This window comes from Ligilactobacillus ruminis ATCC 27782, from assembly GCF_000224985.1.
GTDB classification, from domain to species: Bacteria; Bacillota; Bacilli; order Lactobacillales; family Lactobacillaceae; genus Ligilactobacillus; species Ligilactobacillus ruminis.
In genome coordinates this window covers 1,965,873-1,981,800 of the sequence record NC_015975.1, presented here as the reverse complement: position 1 = coordinate 1,981,800, position 15,928 = coordinate 1,965,873, and the positions used below count along the sequence as shown (strand labels likewise).

The window sequence follows — 15,928 nt, the reverse complement described above, 5'->3', positions numbered from 1 at the left end:
GTCTTGCTTTTTCAAATTAAATTTATCAGACTTTGAATCGATTTGCCTGTTCGTCCAATTCTTTGGCAATCTGTTGCAAATCAGCCACGTGTTGTGTAAATTCGTCCATCGTTGCCAAAACTTCTTCGGAATTTGCGGAAACCTCTTCCGTTCCAGCTGCGTTTTCCTGCGTTGAAGCAGAGATGCTTTCAAGTCCTTCGAGCACTTTGCCTTGAACTTCTTCGATCTTATCTGAAGCTTTGGCAACGCCTGCGACTTTTTGTGCCATTTCCTGATTGCGCTTGAAGACTTCCATCGTCGATTTGATGGCTTCTTGAATCAGCTTGGACTGCTTTTGACCGCCTTCAACGGAACTGTTCGTCTTGTCGACCATTTCAGTTGACTGATTCTTGATGTTGTCGATGATGTCTTCGATTTCCTTCGTCGAAGCCGCGCTTTGTTCGGCAAGCTTGCGAATTTCTGCCGCAACGACTGAGAAGCCCTTGCCCGCTTCGCCGGCGCTGGCGGCTTCAATCGAGGCATTCAAAGCAAGCAGGTTCGTCTGACGCGAAATTTCGTTGATGACGTTGATGATCTTGGTAATGTCTTGAATATCCGCATTCATGTTCTGCACGCTTTGAGACAAAGCTTTCATATCATCGAGTTCAGCCACCCAGTTGCTGTTGACGCTGTCCATCGTGTTCATGTTGTCCTGATTGATTTTGGCAGATTCGTCAGATTCAGCATTCATTTGCTGAACGCTTTCGTTCAATTCGTCGATAACCTTGGAAAGCTCTTTAAGCTTAGTTACGCTTTCTTGAGTTTCCTGAGCCTGTGAACTCGTAACATTGGCAATACCCGTAATCGTTTGTGCGACTTCGTCAACTGCGTGATCAGTCTGCTTGGAAAGATCGAGCAATGAAGTCGACATTTCATCAACTTTGGCAGAGTTGGTCTGAACATGCCCGATCAGTTCTGCAGTTGCGTCGATCATTAGATTGTATTCATATGCAATCTGATTGAACTCGTGTCCGTTTGGATCTGGACTGACGAATTTTTTAACCAGCTTATCGAGCGGATGCTGCTTGATTGACGGATCGTATTTATCAAGTTTTTTCAGATTGCCAGAAGCGGCTTCCTGAATCCGATTTTTAAAAATATCGATTCCGCCTTTGATCCAATAAACGGAAGCAATCGTTGTAATTACGATTAAAATGCCGATAATGATGATGATAAAGAACGTATTTCTGAGCAAAACGGCTTGCTCCATTGTTAAATCGTTTTTGCTGACTTTGGCAAACGTCCATGTCACGCTTGAATTGTTGCCTTTGTCAAAATAGATGTCCTGCGTTTTGCTTTCGCCTTTGATATGTACTGTTCCCTTGCGCTTCTTGGAATTCGCAATTGCTTTAAATTCAGGGGACTGAGAGATATTTTTGCCGATCTTATAAACCGTGCCCGCGTTTTTGTTGCCCGTTGAATTGATAACGTTCCCTGTATTTGAAACAAGCGTAAGACTGCCGGTTCTTCCGACTTTCATGTCGGCAAATTCGTTGATGATGTCATCGTATGAAATGTCGAAACATATTACGCCTGAATCGCCTTTCTTGTTTCTGACGACGGTCGATGCGGTCGTCAGCCATTTGCCCGTTGCTTCAAGGTAATGCGGCGTCGTCCAGTAGATCTGACCCTCTTTTTGAATCGCGCCCTTATACCAATCTTTCGTCCTCAAATCGGCCGTATCTTTGATGCTCTTAGTACTTGTGAACTTGCCGTTTTGATTGATGAAAATAACATTCGGATATTCGTCGTTTCCTGAAACGGCAAGGTGCAGTTTGCGCCTGATCTGCTTGAGCTTGAAATCAAAATCTTTTTCAAATACTGGCTGACGAGAAACCTCTGTCAGCTTGTCATTTGTTGTTTTTCTCAGATTGGTTCGTGATTTTTGAATCGTTGCGACTGCGCTTTGCTTGGCAAGCTCGTTTCGTTCTCGCAGCATGTCAATGTTGCTCGTATATGAAGTGATTGCCATAGTGATGATCGGAACGAACCCGAGAATCAAGAGCATGATCATAATCGGTTTGCTGATGCTCTTGCCCCGTCTCTTAGTTGTGTTTTTCACATTCATAACCTCCAGTGCTGTTTGATAGAAAAATTATACAAAAATGACATGATGGAAATTTATGTTTTTTTGAAATAAAGAAAGAAAACCAATCATCAAATCAAAGACTTTTTGATGATTGGTTTTTATAATTGTGATTATAATGGTAAGAAACGTTCAAGCATTTAATTGTCTAAATCTTGAGAATTCGTGATGGCTTTGAAATCCGTATAAACATACAATCCGTCTGCGGTAGAACCTTTAATATCGGTGATTTTTTTGCCTTCAATCAGTTTCAGCGCGGTTTCGATACACTTTTCCCCTTGAATCTTTGACAGCTGGGAGGCGGACATTCCCATTTCGCCTGTGCTGATTTTGGCCTTGCCCTCAGCCGATGCATCCACCCCGCAGACAATCGGCAATTTTTTGTGAGCTTTCTTAAAGGCTTTGATGGCCCCGAGCGCCATATTGTCGTTGTTTGCTGCGATAACGTCGCATGGCTGGCTGGTTTTTAAGAACAGTTCCATCTGATGTTCGGCTGATTCTTCTTGCCAATCGGCAGAGTCGATGAAGACGTAATTGATGCTTCTTCCGGATTTTTCAAGCGTTTCTTCGAAGGTATTGGTGCGTTTTTCAGAAGCGAGCCCTCTTTGACCTTTCAAAATTGCAACGTTCAGTTCTTGTTTGCTTGTGTGCTTCAAAACGTAATTTGCCTGAAGGCGTCCGGCCATTTCTTCTTCCGGTCCGACATAGACGTCTTGATTTGCTTTTAAGGCGCTTTCTGACGGTTGAAAATTATAGAAGACGACGGGAATTTTTCCGGCAATGGCAGTCATTTCCTGCGCATTATCGGGATCGACCGGTCTGATCAGGATGGCGTCATAGCGTTTTTTGACGGCTTTTTTCAGTTGTTTGATCTGTTTTTCGCTGTTTTGTTCAGAACTATAAACGTCAACCGTTGCTCCTTTTTCAGATGCAGCATTTTTGATGTACGAAATCAGATTTCTGACGAATACATCTTTGTTCGTTTGCGTCAAGACAGCGATGCGCTTGCCGTTTCCGGACTGGCTTTCGTTTGTCGTCATGCCGCAACCCGTTGCTGCAAGCATAAAACACGTCAAAACCAGCATCATTTTGATAAATTTTTTGAACATGCTTTTTTCCTCCTGTTTGCTCAGACCTTGAAATGCTTGACTTGATCGGCAAGCTCTTCTGAAGTGGCAGCCAAATGCTGTGATTCTTCGGCAAGAACAGTACTGTTTTCGGAAATATTTTTGGCTTGTGAAAGCGTCGTTTCCGAAGTAGCGTGAATTTCGTCCGAACTTGCTGCCTGCTCTTCTGAAATGGCGGCAACGTTTGTCGCAACCTGATCAACGCTGTCGATTTCTTCGACGACCTTTGAAATGACGTCGCTTGTTTCTTGAATGTTATGGTAGATCGTGTCGAAACTTTCAACGGCCGTATTAATCAAACCGGCGCTGGAGTTGATGTCTTTAACGCTTGAGCTGGCTTGTTGAACCGTATTGGCGACAAGTCCGTTGACTTGATCGATTAATTCTGAAATTTGTGAAACAGATTCAGCGCTGCTCTTGGCCAGGTTGTTGATCTCGGTTGCCACGACAGCAAAGCCCTTGCCTGCCTCTCCGGCACGGGCTGCTTCAAGCGATGCGTTAAGTGAAAGGAGGTTTGTCTGATGAGCAATTTCACCGATGATTTTCACGATATTGACGATCTCGCCTGATGCTTTGCCGACCGAATTGATGGAATCTTGAAGAGTCGTAACTGAGGATTGGATATTTTCGAGCGCCGTAACGACTTGTTTCATATCCTCTCGTCCTTTGTTTGAAACCTCGACCGTATCGTTCATCTTGTTTTTGGCATGATCGCTGTTGTCCTTGGTGTCGGTGACGACTTCTGCCAGCTGACTTGCATTTTCAGCGATGTCGTTGACGGAAATTGCCAACTGATCAACGGTCATGTTAAGTTCGTTCATTGATTTTGACTGAGTATCCGATGCGGAACTCATTTCGTTTGCGACACGTTCGCTGCCAAGGGCTTGTTCTTCGAGGGTGTGCGAAATGGTTGTGATGGAGCTGATCATTTGCCGCATGTAAGCGATGAATTTTGAAACGCTGCGACCCATTTCGGCAATTTCGTCGTTGCCATTCGTCCTGACGGAAACGGTAAAGTCGCCGCCGGCCATTGCCGTGATGACCTTTGTCATTTCCTTGACGGGCTTGATTGCGACGTGCGTTACGCGTTCAACGACGATGCACATGATCAAAAGCGCAATGAGACTGACGATTGCCATGATGATTCTCAGGTTTGAAAGGTCGGCCAAAACAATGCTTGACGGAATATATGAAACGAGAATCCAATCGGTTCCTTCAATCTGAGAAAATGCAGTAAAGTTTTTTCCGAGCGTTTGGGTGGAATAGTCGCTCTTTTTGATTTCCTTTTTGACTTGTGCGTAAATTTCAGGCTGGTCTGATGAACCGATTTTTTCTGAAACGTAGCTTGAATTGCGGTCTGCCATAATCTTCATTGTATCTTTGTCTACGAGGAAAGCCCTGGCGCCATCCATCGAAATGCTTGAATTAACAATGTTCGAAATGCGATCAAGGCTGAAATCCGCGGCAATGACGCGAACATTCTTGCTGTTGTCGTCAAGCATCCCGGTTGCGCTGATGACTTTGCTGCCGTCTTCGCTCGTGTACGGATCGCCAAATGCCATGTTGACGTGAGTCAGACCTTCCTTGAACCAAGGCGAGTTCAGAGGATTGCTGATGGTTTTGTCCGACTTTTTGGCTTTGATGACCTTGCCATTTTGATCTGCGATGTAAATTCCGTTTTGAGAATTGGTATTAAAGCCATAGTAGTTGTCGACCGTTTTTTGGAGCGACTTTTCGCTTTGGTGGTCGGATTCGATGGCTCTTTTGGCCGAATTGAACGAATTAAGATTTTCCGTCATCCAAGCTTCAATATTTGAACTTTGTTTGTCAACGGACGTTTCCAGAAGTTCTTCGGCATTTCTTTTGATCATCGAAGCAGAAACGTTATAGGCAATTACGACCAAGACGATGATCATCGCACTGGTAATTGGTATAATTGCCGATAAAAGTTTAGCTTTGATAGAAAATTTGGCATTTTTTTTCAAAGACATATCCTCCTGTATACAAAATGTTTTAAATAAAATATATGATTCGCTAACAATAATATCGGAAGAATGTTTAAAAAATAAACCCCACAATATACATATGAGACAATAATGATGAGTTTATAATCTTGTATGGCGTCTGATGCGGTCATCTTTGCAACAATTGTGCATTTTTTGCCTAAATCAGAGCTGGATACTGTATAATTGCAATTGAGCGTCATTGCTCAATCGTTAAAATTAAGGGGTGGTAATTTTGAAGCAACCGATCATTTCATTTAAAAACGTCATCAAGTGCTACGATGACGACGTGCCGGTATTGAAGAATGTCAGTTTCGAGATTGAGGAGGGAAAATTCTATACTCTGCTCGGTCCTTCCGGATGCGGCAAAACAACGATTTTAAGAATGATTGCGGGCTTTTCAGAGCCGACTGAAGGCGACATTTATTTTGAAGGGAGAAGAATCAACAACGTCCCTGCAAATAAACGACAGGTTAATACGGTTTTTCAAGACTATGCATTATTTCCGCACATGGACGTGTATGACAATATTGCATTTGGCTTAAGAGTTAAAAAACTTCCGAAAAATCAGATTGATCAAAAGGTCAAAGAAGCATTGAAGATGGTTCAGTTGGCCGGTTATGAAAAACGCGGGATCAATGAGATGTCAGGCGGTCAAAGACAACGTGTGGCAATCGCAAGGGCAATCGTCAACGAACCCAAAGTGTTGCTTTTGGATGAGCCGCTTTCTGCTTTGGATCACAAATTGAGGCTTGATATGCAGTATGAGCTGCGCGAACTTCAGCAGCGCTTAGGAATCACGTTTGTTTTCGTGACTCACGACCAAGAAGAAGCTTTGGCTATGAGCGATGAGATCTTTGTTTTGAACAACGGCAACATTGTTCAATCCGGAACGCCCGTTGATATCTACGATGAGCCAATCAATCACTACGTTGCTGATTTTATCGGAGAAAGCAATATTTTGAACGGGACGATGATCAAGGACTGTCTGGTTGAGTTTGCAGGCAAACGGTTTGAGTGCGTCGATGAGGGGATGAGAGAAAACGAGCCGGTCGAAGTTGTTTTGAGGCCGGAAGATCTGGATTTGACGGATGAAGAGCACGGCAAGCTAAAGGTCAAGGTCGATACGATCCTCTTCCGCGGCGTTCATTACGAAATCATCTGCTACGATGACGAGGGCAACGAGTGGATGGTTCATACCACCAAAAAGGCCGTACCAGGGACAACGATCGGGCTTTACTTTGATCCGGAAGACATTCACGTCATGCGTTTTAACGAATCTGAAGAAGATTTTGACGCTCGTCTTGAAAGCTATGAGGACTGAGGGTGATTTCGATGAAAAAGTACAATGCCTTTTTTGCGATTCCATATTTTTTATGGCTCCGTTTTCTTTGTTTTGGCTCCGGTCATCTTGATTGTCGGATATTCCTTCTTTGATTCGAACGGGAACTTTACGCTGCAGAACTACGCAACGTATTTTGCATCGGGAAAGTATCTGGCAATGACGTTCAACTCAGTCTTATATGCGTTTTTGATTACTTTGCTCACGCTTGTCATCAGCTACCCGACGGCATATTTTCTGACGAAATTGAAGCACCGCGATTTATGGCTGCTGTTGATTATTTTGCCGACGTGGATCAATATGCTGCTCAAAGCCTATGCATTTATCGGAATCTTCAGTCTGCACGGCGGGATCAACCGTTTCATGACTTTCTTCGGACTTGCGCCACATCAGATCCTGTTTACTGACGTCGGTTTTATGATCGTTGCGACATATATCCAGCTTCCATTCATGATCATGCCGATTTTTACGGGGCTGGAGGAGCTGAATCCGTCGCTGATCAAAGCCAGTCGCGATCTTGGGGCAAATGCATTCCAAACATTTGCTAAGGTGGTTTTTCCGCTGTCTCTTGCAGGAGTAAAAAGCGGCATTCAGGCTGTTTTCATTCCGTCTTTGTCCTTCTTCATGCTGACTCGTCTGATTGGAGGAAATCGCGTAATCACCCTCGGGACTGCGATTGAAGAGCATTTCCTGGTCACGCAGGACTGGGGGATGGGGGCAACGATCGGCGTCGTCCTCATCGTTGCAATGTTTATCGTGATGATTATTACCGGCGAAAAGAAGAAAGGGGGCAGAAACTGATGGAAAAAAAGCATAATTTCAGTTGGGACAAGCTGTATCTTGCCGTCGTGTTTGTTTTTTTGTATGTTCCGATCGTTTATTTGCTGGCATACTCATTCAATAAAGGCGACACGATGAATTCCTTTACTGGATTTTCCATGCGCCATTTTGCCGAGCTGTTCTCGGACACGCGTCTGATCGTGATTTTGCTTGAGACGTTCATGCTGGCATTTTTGTCGGCATTGATCGCAACGGCCGTCGGTACGTTCGGGGCTCTTTCAATTTATTACGTCAAAAAACGCCAACAAAGGATGGCGCTTTTGTCTTTGAACAATATTTTGATGGTTTCACCGGACGTCATCATCGGTGCCAGCTTTTTGATTCTGTTTACGACGATCGGATCGTTGGTCGGAGGCATCGGGCTCGGATTTTGGACGGTGCTTTTATCGCACGTTGCATTCAGCATTCCGATCGTTGTTCTGATGGTTTTGCCCAAGCTTCAGGAAATGAACGAGTCGATGGTTTCTGCGGCATATGATCTTGGCGCAAATAATTTTCAGGTTTTAAAAGACATTATTTTGCCTTTTTTGACGCCGGGAATCATTGCCGGGTATTTCATGGCATTTACGTATTCGCTGGATGATTTTGCCGTGACGTTTTTTGTGACGGGAAACGGTTTTACGACGTTGGCCGTTGAAATTTACTCCAGAGCTCGGCGCGGCGTGAGTCTTGAGATAAATGCGCTCAGTACGCTTGTTTTCCTGTTTGCGCTTGTCTTAGTGGTTGGATATTACTACATCAGCAAGGACAACAAGTCTAAAAAGAAGAGCGAAAGACGTCAGAAGGGCGGTGTGATGCGATGAAAAAACTGCGCGCATTGGTGATCGGAATCGTTTTGATCATCGTCGTTTTGATTGCCGGCTCCAAGATATTGAGCCAGTCTTCAGGAATGTCCGGTGCAAAAGTCATCAACATATACAACTGGGGTGATTATATTGACCCGGAACTGATCTCTGAATTTGAAAAGAAAACAGGCTACAAGGTAAACTATGAAACTTTTGATTCAAACGAGGCCATGCTGACCAAGATCAAGCAAGGCGGGACATCATACGATCTTGCGGTTCCGAGCGACTATATGATTCAGAAGATGAAAAAAGCTCATCTGCTCAAGCCATTGGACAAGTCAAAAATCAAAGGCCTGAACAATATTTCAAGTCAGTTTTTGAATCAGCCCTTTGATCGAAACAACCGCTACTCGGTTCCTTATTTTTGGGGAACTTTGGGCGTCGTTTATAATGACAAGTATTTCAAGGAATCGGACGTTGACAGCTGGAACAAGCTTTGGAACAAGAAGTTTCGCGGCAAAATCATGTTTGTCGACGGTGCTCGTGAATTTATGGGCATCGGGTTGGCCAGCCTCGGATATTCGCTCAACAGCAAAAATGACCGAGAGCTTGACCAGGCTTATAATAAGCTGAAGTCTTTGACCGGAAATGCGAAGGCGATTGTTTCGGATGAAATCAAGATGTATATGGAAAATGAAGAAAGCAGCGTTGCCGTGACCTATTCCGGCGAAGCTTCGGAAATGCTCGCCGAAAACAGGCACTTGCACTATGTTTTGCCTTCGGAAGGAACCAATTTGTGGTTTGACAACATCGTCATCCCGAAAACTTCGAAAAACACCAAGGGAACCTATGCGTTCATCAATTTCATGCTTGAACCGAAAAATGCGGCCAAAAACGCCGAATATATCGGCTATGCGACGCCAAACGAAAAGGCCAGGAAGTATCTGCCAAAGGACGTCATTGACGATAAGCAGTTTTATCCAAGTAAATCTTTGATGAAGAAGATGGAAGTTTATGAGGATCTTGGTTCACGGTATATTGAAAAATACAATGATTTGTATCTGGAATTGAAGATGTATCGTCATTAGTGACAAAAGATGATGATGAATTTGTTCATTTTGATAATCATAAAAATTTGCATTGTGCACAATCCATCGCCTATAATTAAAGCATAGATGCAGGGATGCCCGCATCGTCTCTATCATACAATAATATCAACTCAGATTCCCGCATGATTCCCGATATCATGCGGGTCTTTGCTTGGATTTGAATTCCTTCAACATGCTGCCTGACAAGCTCCGGGCCATCATGTTAACGGGTGTTTGGCAAAGACTGTAGAAAAGGTGCTGGAGGCTGGGAAAAAACCATGTCTCTAACAAAAGTCCCGGATAATTTGCAGTTAATTGCAAATTTCATCCGGGACTTTGTTTGTGTATGCGACGTTAAATGTGTGCTTTGACCGCAACCAAGGGCTGGAATTTACGGGCAGATTCCAGAAATCGGCATTTTGCCCGTAATCGGGAACTGGAATTTACGGGCAGATTCCAGAAATCGCTGTTTTGCCCGTAATCGGGAACTGGAATTTACGGGCAGATTCCAGAAATCGGCATTTTGCCCGTAATCGGGAGCCGGAATTTACGGGCAGATTCCAGAAATCGGCATTTTGCCCGTAATCGGGAACTGGAATTTACGGGCAGATTCCAGAAACCGCCGTTTTGCCCGTAATCGGGAACTGGAATTTACGGGCAGATTCCAGAAATCGGCATTTTGCCCGTAATCGGGAGCCGGAATTTACGGGCAGATTCCAGAAATCGCCGTTTTGCCCGTAATCGGGAACTGGAATTTACGGGCAGATTCCAGAAATCGGCATTTTGCCCGTAATCGGGAACTGGAATTTACGGGCAAATCCCAGAAATCTCCGTTTTGCCCGTAATCCCGCCTTGGAGCCCTGATTGAGCAGGCGATTCTCAGCACTGAATTTAAAAAAATAAGGGTTTCATGTCCCAAAACTTAAAGAATGCCGGACAAAATAAATCGAATTACGACCGCTTTTGTTCGGCATTTCGTTTAATTCAAATGTGAAAAAGGAGTTTTTTCCCAGCCTCATTTATTATGGATTCTGAAAATGACGGCACACAAAAACGACTCGCATACTCATTTTAAATCCGTACATATCAGCTTGAAGGTTCTCATGTCGACTCCAAAGCTAAAAACTAATCGAGTACACGGGTCGTAATCCTATAAGATAAGGAGTAACTATCATACCCACGTCCTTTATTCAATTTTATGATCTGTTCGCCCTCTTCGTGGCACTCAACACAATCACCTTTTTGAGCCAATCATAGCCGACATCGGCACGACTATTGCAATGACAACTTGATGAAAAACTTCTCATGTTGGTTCCATCACCCTCTGTCCACGAAGCGACAAATGCTTCGATTATTTCTTGGTGGGATCATTGACTCCTTACACTTATTTTATAACATATCCGCGCCGAAAATGCAAGCGCATACATTGCTTTTAAAGAGAAACTTTTCAACTAGAATGTTTGACTTGATTTGTGCCAATAAGATATGATACAGGCGGAAATGAAAGCGGTTAACTTGAAAGGACGAGATTATGAGCAAGGTTATTTTTTAGACGTTTTGCTTGAGCATCTTAATGCGAAAAAAGCAGATACGATTGCGTTCGGGGATGCAAAAGTCGATATTCCGATGTTTGAATACTGCGAACAAAGCGTTTGCCTTGGAAACGGCGGCGATGAAGCGAAACAGGCAGCCGATATGGTGACGCAGGCAGTTGACGACGACGGTTTGGCCTCTGCATTTTATAAGCTCGGCTTGATTTAAATAAAAATGGCGCCTGCCTTTCCGCAACAGACGCCTAACCGTATAATAGAAACTTAAGCATAACTCCGAATATGTGAATTGTCAATATCACAAATGTGAAACAATAGTGAAAAACGGACTTGCAATTGTTGATATAACAACTTTTTAAAGTTTTTAAATTTTCTGATAAATCCAGTGCTTATTACTTGAAATCCGTTCAAAAGTGTTTAGAATAAGAATTGAAAAATATGAAAGGAAGTCTTAGTTATGGCACATGAATTGACAAATCGTTTCAATGATTTGATGAACAACGGAGATGATTTCTTCTCAAATTTCGGACGTTCGTTCTTTAGCAATTTTGATGGTTCGCTCAAGGAAATGAAGTCCGACATCAAGGAAACTGACAAAGATTATACGTTGGTAATCGATGTTCCCGGCGTTGACAAGAAAGATATGACGATTGACTATAAGGACGGCATTTTGACAGTTTCGGCCAAACGCGACTCCTTTAGCGATGAAAGCGACAGCGAAGGCAATATTGTCGCAAGTGAACGCAGCTATGGCCGGTTTGCTCGTCAGTACAATTTTGAAAACGTTGATCGCGACGGCATCACGGCCAAGTGCGAAAACGGCGTGCTGACCATCGTTTTGCCGAAGACTGAAGAAGAAATTTCTCAGACAAGCCACATTCAGATTGATTAGCTCTAAGAAAGGCCCCGGGATGAAAGTCCCGGGGCCTTTTTTCTTATGGAAAGCAGGAAATCTATGGGATATTTTGCCTGAAGGAAGAAATATGATGTTTCCTGATTCCAAATATAAGCATGAAATCACCTTCTTTTAAAATGAAATACGCATGGTTTAATTGATTTTTAACCATACGTTAATTATAATGTGGTTCGTATAGATGGGAATATCAATAATAATTTTTTATCGACAAGCTTAAGCTGCTGATTGGTAAATACAGGGGGAACTTATAGTGATTACATACAAATACTCTTCCAAGCTGAAATTCATGCTGATTGCCCTGCTCGGAACAATCAAAAGTTCAGAGTATGTCATTCTTGCATATATTGTCGGAACTCTGACAAACATTGCCACGAATCATCAACTTGGACGATTGCCCGGGTTCATTGCATTTGTCATATGTACTTTTGTCCTGCTGCTTTTGGCAGAGCTGATTTACAATAGCCTGAGGGCCGGCGAAGTCAGGAGTATCAATGTCTTTCTTCGAAGAAAAATTCTGCAGGGCATGCTGAAGAGGCCGGGAAATGAAAACAGGGAATCACTTGGTTTTTTGACCAATGACTTCAAACTGCTTGAAACAAACAGGATAGACGCAGAATTTGATGCAATCCTTGCAGTGTCCACGCTGACATTGGCACTATCCTATGCTCTTTACTCCAACTGGATATTGACAGTCGTCTTCTTCGCCGGATCGATGATACCTGTTCTGGCATCGAATCTCTTCCAGAAACCGATTCAGTCAGCATCTGAAAAATGGACGGAGGCCAACGCCTCATACGTAGGACAGGTAAAGAACTTCATTGATTCTTCTGACTGTGTCAGACTTTATGACAGAGCTGAACAGGTCGCATGTAAAAACGAACCCGGAATCAGTCATCTTGAAGAAGCGCTCAGAAGAATGAATCTGCTTAACAACAATGCCAACTCCTGCATCAATGTCATCGCAAACATCGGGACCTTTGTGCTTCCGTTTCTCTTGGGCATCTATCTCGTTTTAAGGGGCCAGACGACGCTTGGTGCACTCTTCAGTATTGTCCAGCTGTCAAATGCATTCGTAAATCCCATTCTGATCCTTCTTCAGGAAAGAAACAACTTCTCGACGACAAGACCGATTGTTGAAAAAGTCAGTCAGTTCCTGAAGGATGCGGAAAAAAAGAACCCAGACGGGCTTGTCATGCATGATGAACTGTCACTGGATGGAATCAGTGTTTCAAGAAACGGTCATAATCTGCTTGAAAATATCAGAATCGACATCATAAAGGGGAAAAAGATTGCGGTTACAGGCCCGTCTGGTTCCGGCAAGTCGACGCTTATGAAACTTCTTGTCTCCGACGATGAATCAATCGGCAGGATTGATAACATCATTCTGGACGGAAAACCGGTTGATGCTGCAGACATCTCATCCCTGTTTGCATATTCGAGCCAGTACCCCGTTGTCCTGGCCGATACTCTGTGGTTCAACCTCACACTTGGAAGAAAAATTGGAAAACAAAGGGTAATGGATGTCTGCAAATCGCTGGATCTGGATGACATTGTCAGGGAAAAGGGATTTGACTATGTCCTTTCAGCAGACGGGACCGGTCTTTCCGGTGGTCAACTTGCCCGGATAGAACTGGCACGTGCCGTTCTTTCCGAGAGGCCGATTCTGCTTCTGGATGAAATCAATGCCTCTCTTGACAGCAGGACCGACATGGACATCCATCATTATCTCTGGAATTCCAATCTGACTTTCATTGAAATCATTCACCATTACAGAAAGGAAGACCTGAAGAACTATGATGCCGTAATCGATGTTTCCGATTACAGCTGATGTTTTGCAACATTTATGTAATGACGTTCTGTATTTTTAGCCTTATTCTTACTTAATCCTTGACTAATGTTTCTAATAGTGATTTAATGGTATCAACAAGGATGAAAGGATGAAGAACATGACCAGGAAACGTGTTGCAGTTGCATATTATTTTGGCTTTGCCTACTTTGCTAAGCGCCCGTAGTAACTTACAGGTACGGGCGTTCCCCGTATCTGGCAGGGTCATGTTTTTCGTGCCGCAGCCAGAAGGCGATTTCCGGTTGTGGTAACCTCATTCATGGAGAATCTCATTTGCAGCCGGAATCGATGATGGATTCCGGCTGTTTTTTCATTCAGAAGACGGAGGCAGAATCAGATTATGAGTGAGGAACTTGAAAAGGAAAGAAACAGGGTGACGGCGGCTGACGAGAAGATAGTGCCGCTGCTTCTGGAGAGAATGGAGGCAGTTGCCGAAATCGGGCGGATCAAGCAGAGAGAAGGGCTTGGCGTCAAGGACGTCGGACGTGAACGGAAAGTCCTGAACCGTGTCGGGGAGCTGGCGGGAGAAGAAAATGCCGAATATGTGCAGGAAATATACAGGGAAGTCATGAACCAGGCATGCAGGTTTCAGGAAAGACAGAAGGGGGAAGGGAAATGATCTATCTGACAGCAGGAGAATCGCATGGTCCGCAGCTTACGGGTATTATCGAGGGACTTCCGGCGGGACTTCATATTGACGTTGGCGCAATCAATGACAATCTGGCAAAGCGCCAAGGCGGGTACGGCCGCGGCAACCGCCAGCAGATTGAACATGACACGGTTCAGGTCGTCGGCGGAATGAGACATGGATATACGCTTGGCTCACCGTTGGCGCTGGTAGTCAAAAATCGCGATCACGCGCATTGGAGCGAAGTCATGGATCCGCTCGAAAATGACAGCGAAAATGCGCAGCTTCGCCAGTTGAAACATCCGAGACCGGGACATGCCGATCTGGTCGGCGGGATGAAATACGGGCACCGCGATTTGCGCAACGTTTTGGAGCGTTCTTCAGCGCGTGAAACTGCAATCAGAGTGGCCTTGGGCAGCGTTTGTCAGCAATTTTTGGAGCAGCTCGGCATCAAAGTCGTCGGATACGTCAAGCAGCTTGGCCCGCTTGTTTTGAGCTCTGAAGACTTGCTTGACGTCGATCGGATTCGCCGAGAAGTCGAAGCAAACGACATGCGCGTGCTTGATCAGGACAAAGTTGACGAAGCGCATGCGCAGATTTTAAAAACGAAGAAAGAAGGCGACACGCTCGGCGGAATCGTGAGAATCGTGGCTGAAGGGATGCCGGCAGGACTTGGCAGCTATATCAGCTGGGATACGAAACTTGATGCCAAACTGGCTTTTGCCGTCATGGGCGTCAATGCCATCAAAGGCGTCAGCATCGGCGACGGATTTGAAGCGACAACGCGTCCCGGCAGCATGGTCATGGATGAAATCCTGCATGAAGATGCCGGATGGACGCGGCGCACCGACCATCTCGGCGGGTTTGAAGGCGGGATGACAAACGGCATGCCGGTAATCGTCAATGCGGCAATGAAGCCGATTCCGACTCTGTACAAACCGCTTGAAACGGCGGACATCGAGACTAAGGAAAGATCAAAGGCCAGCGTTGAGCGTTCAGACACGACTGCTCTTACTGCCTGTTCAATCGTCTTGCAAAGCGTCGTTTGTCTGGAACTTGCGAAGGCTGTCTGTGATGAGTTCCAAAGTTCAAGCATGGAACGACTCAAAAAACAGATTGCCGAATATCGAGAAGAGCTTGCGAGGTATTAGACGTGAAGATTCATACGTTGGGACCAAAGCAAACCGACAGCAGCGAGGCATGCGACTATTATCGAAGCAAAAATTTTCCTGATGCAAAAATCATGCTGCACCAAAGTTTTGAATCCGTTTTGGAGCACCTTGAAGAATATCGCGGTGATTTATTCGTGGTTCCCGCAGCATTTGCTTCGGAAACTCTGCATTTGACATGGGGAACGATGCACTATCGCTACCTCGACAGATTGGACGTCGAAGCAAGCTTTATCTATCCGCTTTCAGAAATGGTCTGCATCAAAAGCAGGAAGCGCCATACCGGAATCGGATATACGCATGCGGCGACAAAGGATTTGCTGAAAAAGTATGCGCCAAATGCCAGGCTGGTGTCTGCTGCCAGCAAATACAGGGCTTATGAACGTTATTTGAAGGACGGAGAATACGTTTTGACGAATAAAAAGAATATGGTTGAAGCGGATGAGGCAGAAATTTTAGCGGAATTTCAAGTAAAAATGGTTTGGTGCGTCTACCGGATCAAATAGGGA

General features: G+C 44.6%; 11 protein-coding genes and 2 pseudogenes. 10 read left to right on the top strand and 3 right to left on the bottom strand.

Annotated features, from left to right (window positions below):
- Positions 1-25: 25 nt before the first annotated feature.
- The 3 genes from LRC_RS09810 to LRC_RS09800 all read right to left on the bottom strand — a co-directional run bounded on the left by LRC_RS09810 (position 26) and on the right by LRC_RS09800 (position 5,243).
- Positions 26-2,107, bottom strand: coding sequence for a methyl-accepting chemotaxis protein (locus tag LRC_RS09810; protein WP_014074264.1), 2,082 nt, complete (start codon positions 2,105-2,107; stop codon positions 26-28).
- 158 nt (positions 2,108-2,265) lie between these two features.
- A complete protein-coding gene (locus LRC_RS09805; RefSeq protein ID WP_014074263.1) occupies positions 2,266-3,234 on the bottom strand; it encodes a sugar ABC transporter substrate-binding protein in 969 nt (322 codons plus the stop codon).
- A gap of 20 nt (positions 3,235-3,254) precedes the next feature.
- Positions 3,255-5,243: a methyl-accepting chemotaxis protein gene (locus LRC_RS09800; protein WP_014074262.1), complete on the bottom strand. Its 1,989-nt coding sequence runs from the start codon at positions 5,241-5,243 to the stop codon at positions 3,255-3,257.
- Positions 5,244-5,490: 247 nt separating this feature from the next.
- Here LRC_RS09800 and LRC_RS09795 point away from each other — a divergent pair, with 247 nt between their 5' ends.
- The 10 genes and pseudogenes from LRC_RS09795 to LRC_RS09750 all read left to right on the top strand — a co-directional run bounded on the left by LRC_RS09795 (position 5,491) and on the right by LRC_RS09750 (position 15,925).
- Positions 5,491-6,579 carry an ABC transporter ATP-binding protein gene (locus LRC_RS09795; protein WP_014074261.1) on the top strand — a complete coding sequence of 363 codons (1,089 nt, stop codon included), beginning with the start codon at positions 5,491-5,493 and terminating at the stop codon, positions 6,577-6,579.
- Positions 6,580-6,590: 11 nt separating this feature from the next.
- Positions 6,591-7,398, top strand: a pseudogene (locus LRC_RS09790) (ABC transporter permease).
- Complete coding sequence (locus tag LRC_RS09785; protein ID WP_014074259.1) at positions 7,398-8,240, top strand: ABC transporter permease; 843 nt, start codon at positions 7,398-7,400, stop codon at positions 8,238-8,240. Before LRC_RS09790 ends, LRC_RS09785 begins: the two are co-directional and overlap by 1 nt.
- The gene (locus LRC_RS09780) at positions 8,237-9,310 is read left to right on the top strand and encodes an ABC transporter substrate-binding protein (RefSeq protein WP_014074258.1); all 1,074 of its coding nucleotides are present in this window, start codon (positions 8,237-8,239) and stop codon (positions 9,308-9,310) included. Before LRC_RS09785 ends, LRC_RS09780 begins: the two co-directional genes overlap by 4 nt.
- Before the next feature lie 1,548 nt (positions 9,311-10,858).
- A pseudogene (locus LRC_RS09775) lies at positions 10,859-11,071 on the top strand (HAD hydrolase family protein); the annotation flags it as partial.
- Between the two features lie 246 nt (positions 11,072-11,317).
- The gene (locus LRC_RS09770; RefSeq protein WP_014074257.1) at positions 11,318-11,752 is read left to right on the top strand and encodes an Hsp20/alpha crystallin family protein; all 435 of its coding nucleotides are present in this window, start codon (positions 11,318-11,320) and stop codon (positions 11,750-11,752) included.
- Between the two features lie 274 nt (positions 11,753-12,026).
- A complete protein-coding gene (locus LRC_RS09765; protein WP_014074256.1) occupies positions 12,027-13,604 on the top strand; it encodes an ATP-binding cassette domain-containing protein in 1,578 nt (525 codons plus the stop codon).
- A 358-nt stretch (positions 13,605-13,962) separates the two neighbouring features.
- On the top strand, positions 13,963-14,241 hold the full coding sequence (locus LRC_RS09760) for a chorismate mutase (protein WP_041820191.1): 279 nt from the start codon (positions 13,963-13,965) through the stop codon (positions 14,239-14,241).
- Complete coding sequence (gene aroC / locus LRC_RS09755; protein WP_014074255.1) at positions 14,238-15,401, top strand: chorismate synthase; 1,164 nt, start codon at positions 14,238-14,240, stop codon at positions 15,399-15,401. Before LRC_RS09760 ends, aroC begins: the two co-directional genes overlap by 4 nt.
- A gap of 2 nt (positions 15,402-15,403) precedes the next feature.
- Entirely contained in the window at positions 15,404-15,925 is a 522-nt protein-coding gene (locus LRC_RS09750; protein ID WP_014074254.1) for a hypothetical protein, read from the top strand.
- Positions 15,926-15,928 lie beyond the last annotated feature (3 nt).

Excerpts from the sequence above, each read along its gene's own strand:
- LRC_RS09810 (WP_014074264.1), bottom strand. The coding sequence starts at position 2,107 with ATGAATGTGAAAAACACAACTAAGAGACGGGGCAAGAGCATCAGCAAA.
- LRC_RS09805 (WP_014074263.1), bottom strand. The coding sequence starts at position 3,234 with ATGTTCAAAAAATTTATCAAAATGATGCTGGTTTTGACGTGTTTTATG.
- LRC_RS09800 (WP_014074262.1), bottom strand. The coding sequence starts at position 5,243 with ATGTCTTTGAAAAAAAATGCCAAATTTTCTATCAAAGCTAAACTTTTA.
- LRC_RS09785 (WP_014074259.1), top strand. The coding sequence starts at position 7,398 with ATGGAAAAAAAGCATAATTTCAGTTGGGACAAGCTGTATCTTGCCGTC.
- LRC_RS09780 (WP_014074258.1), top strand. The coding sequence starts at position 8,237 with ATGAAAAAACTGCGCGCATTGGTGATCGGAATCGTTTTGATCATCGTC.
- LRC_RS09770 (WP_014074257.1), top strand. The coding sequence starts at position 11,318 with ATGGCACATGAATTGACAAATCGTTTCAATGATTTGATGAACAACGGA.
- LRC_RS09760 (WP_041820191.1), top strand. The coding sequence starts at position 13,963 with ATGAGTGAGGAACTTGAAAAGGAAAGAAACAGGGTGACGGCGGCTGAC.
- aroC (WP_014074255.1), top strand. The coding sequence starts at position 14,238 with ATGATCTATCTGACAGCAGGAGAATCGCATGGTCCGCAGCTTACGGGT.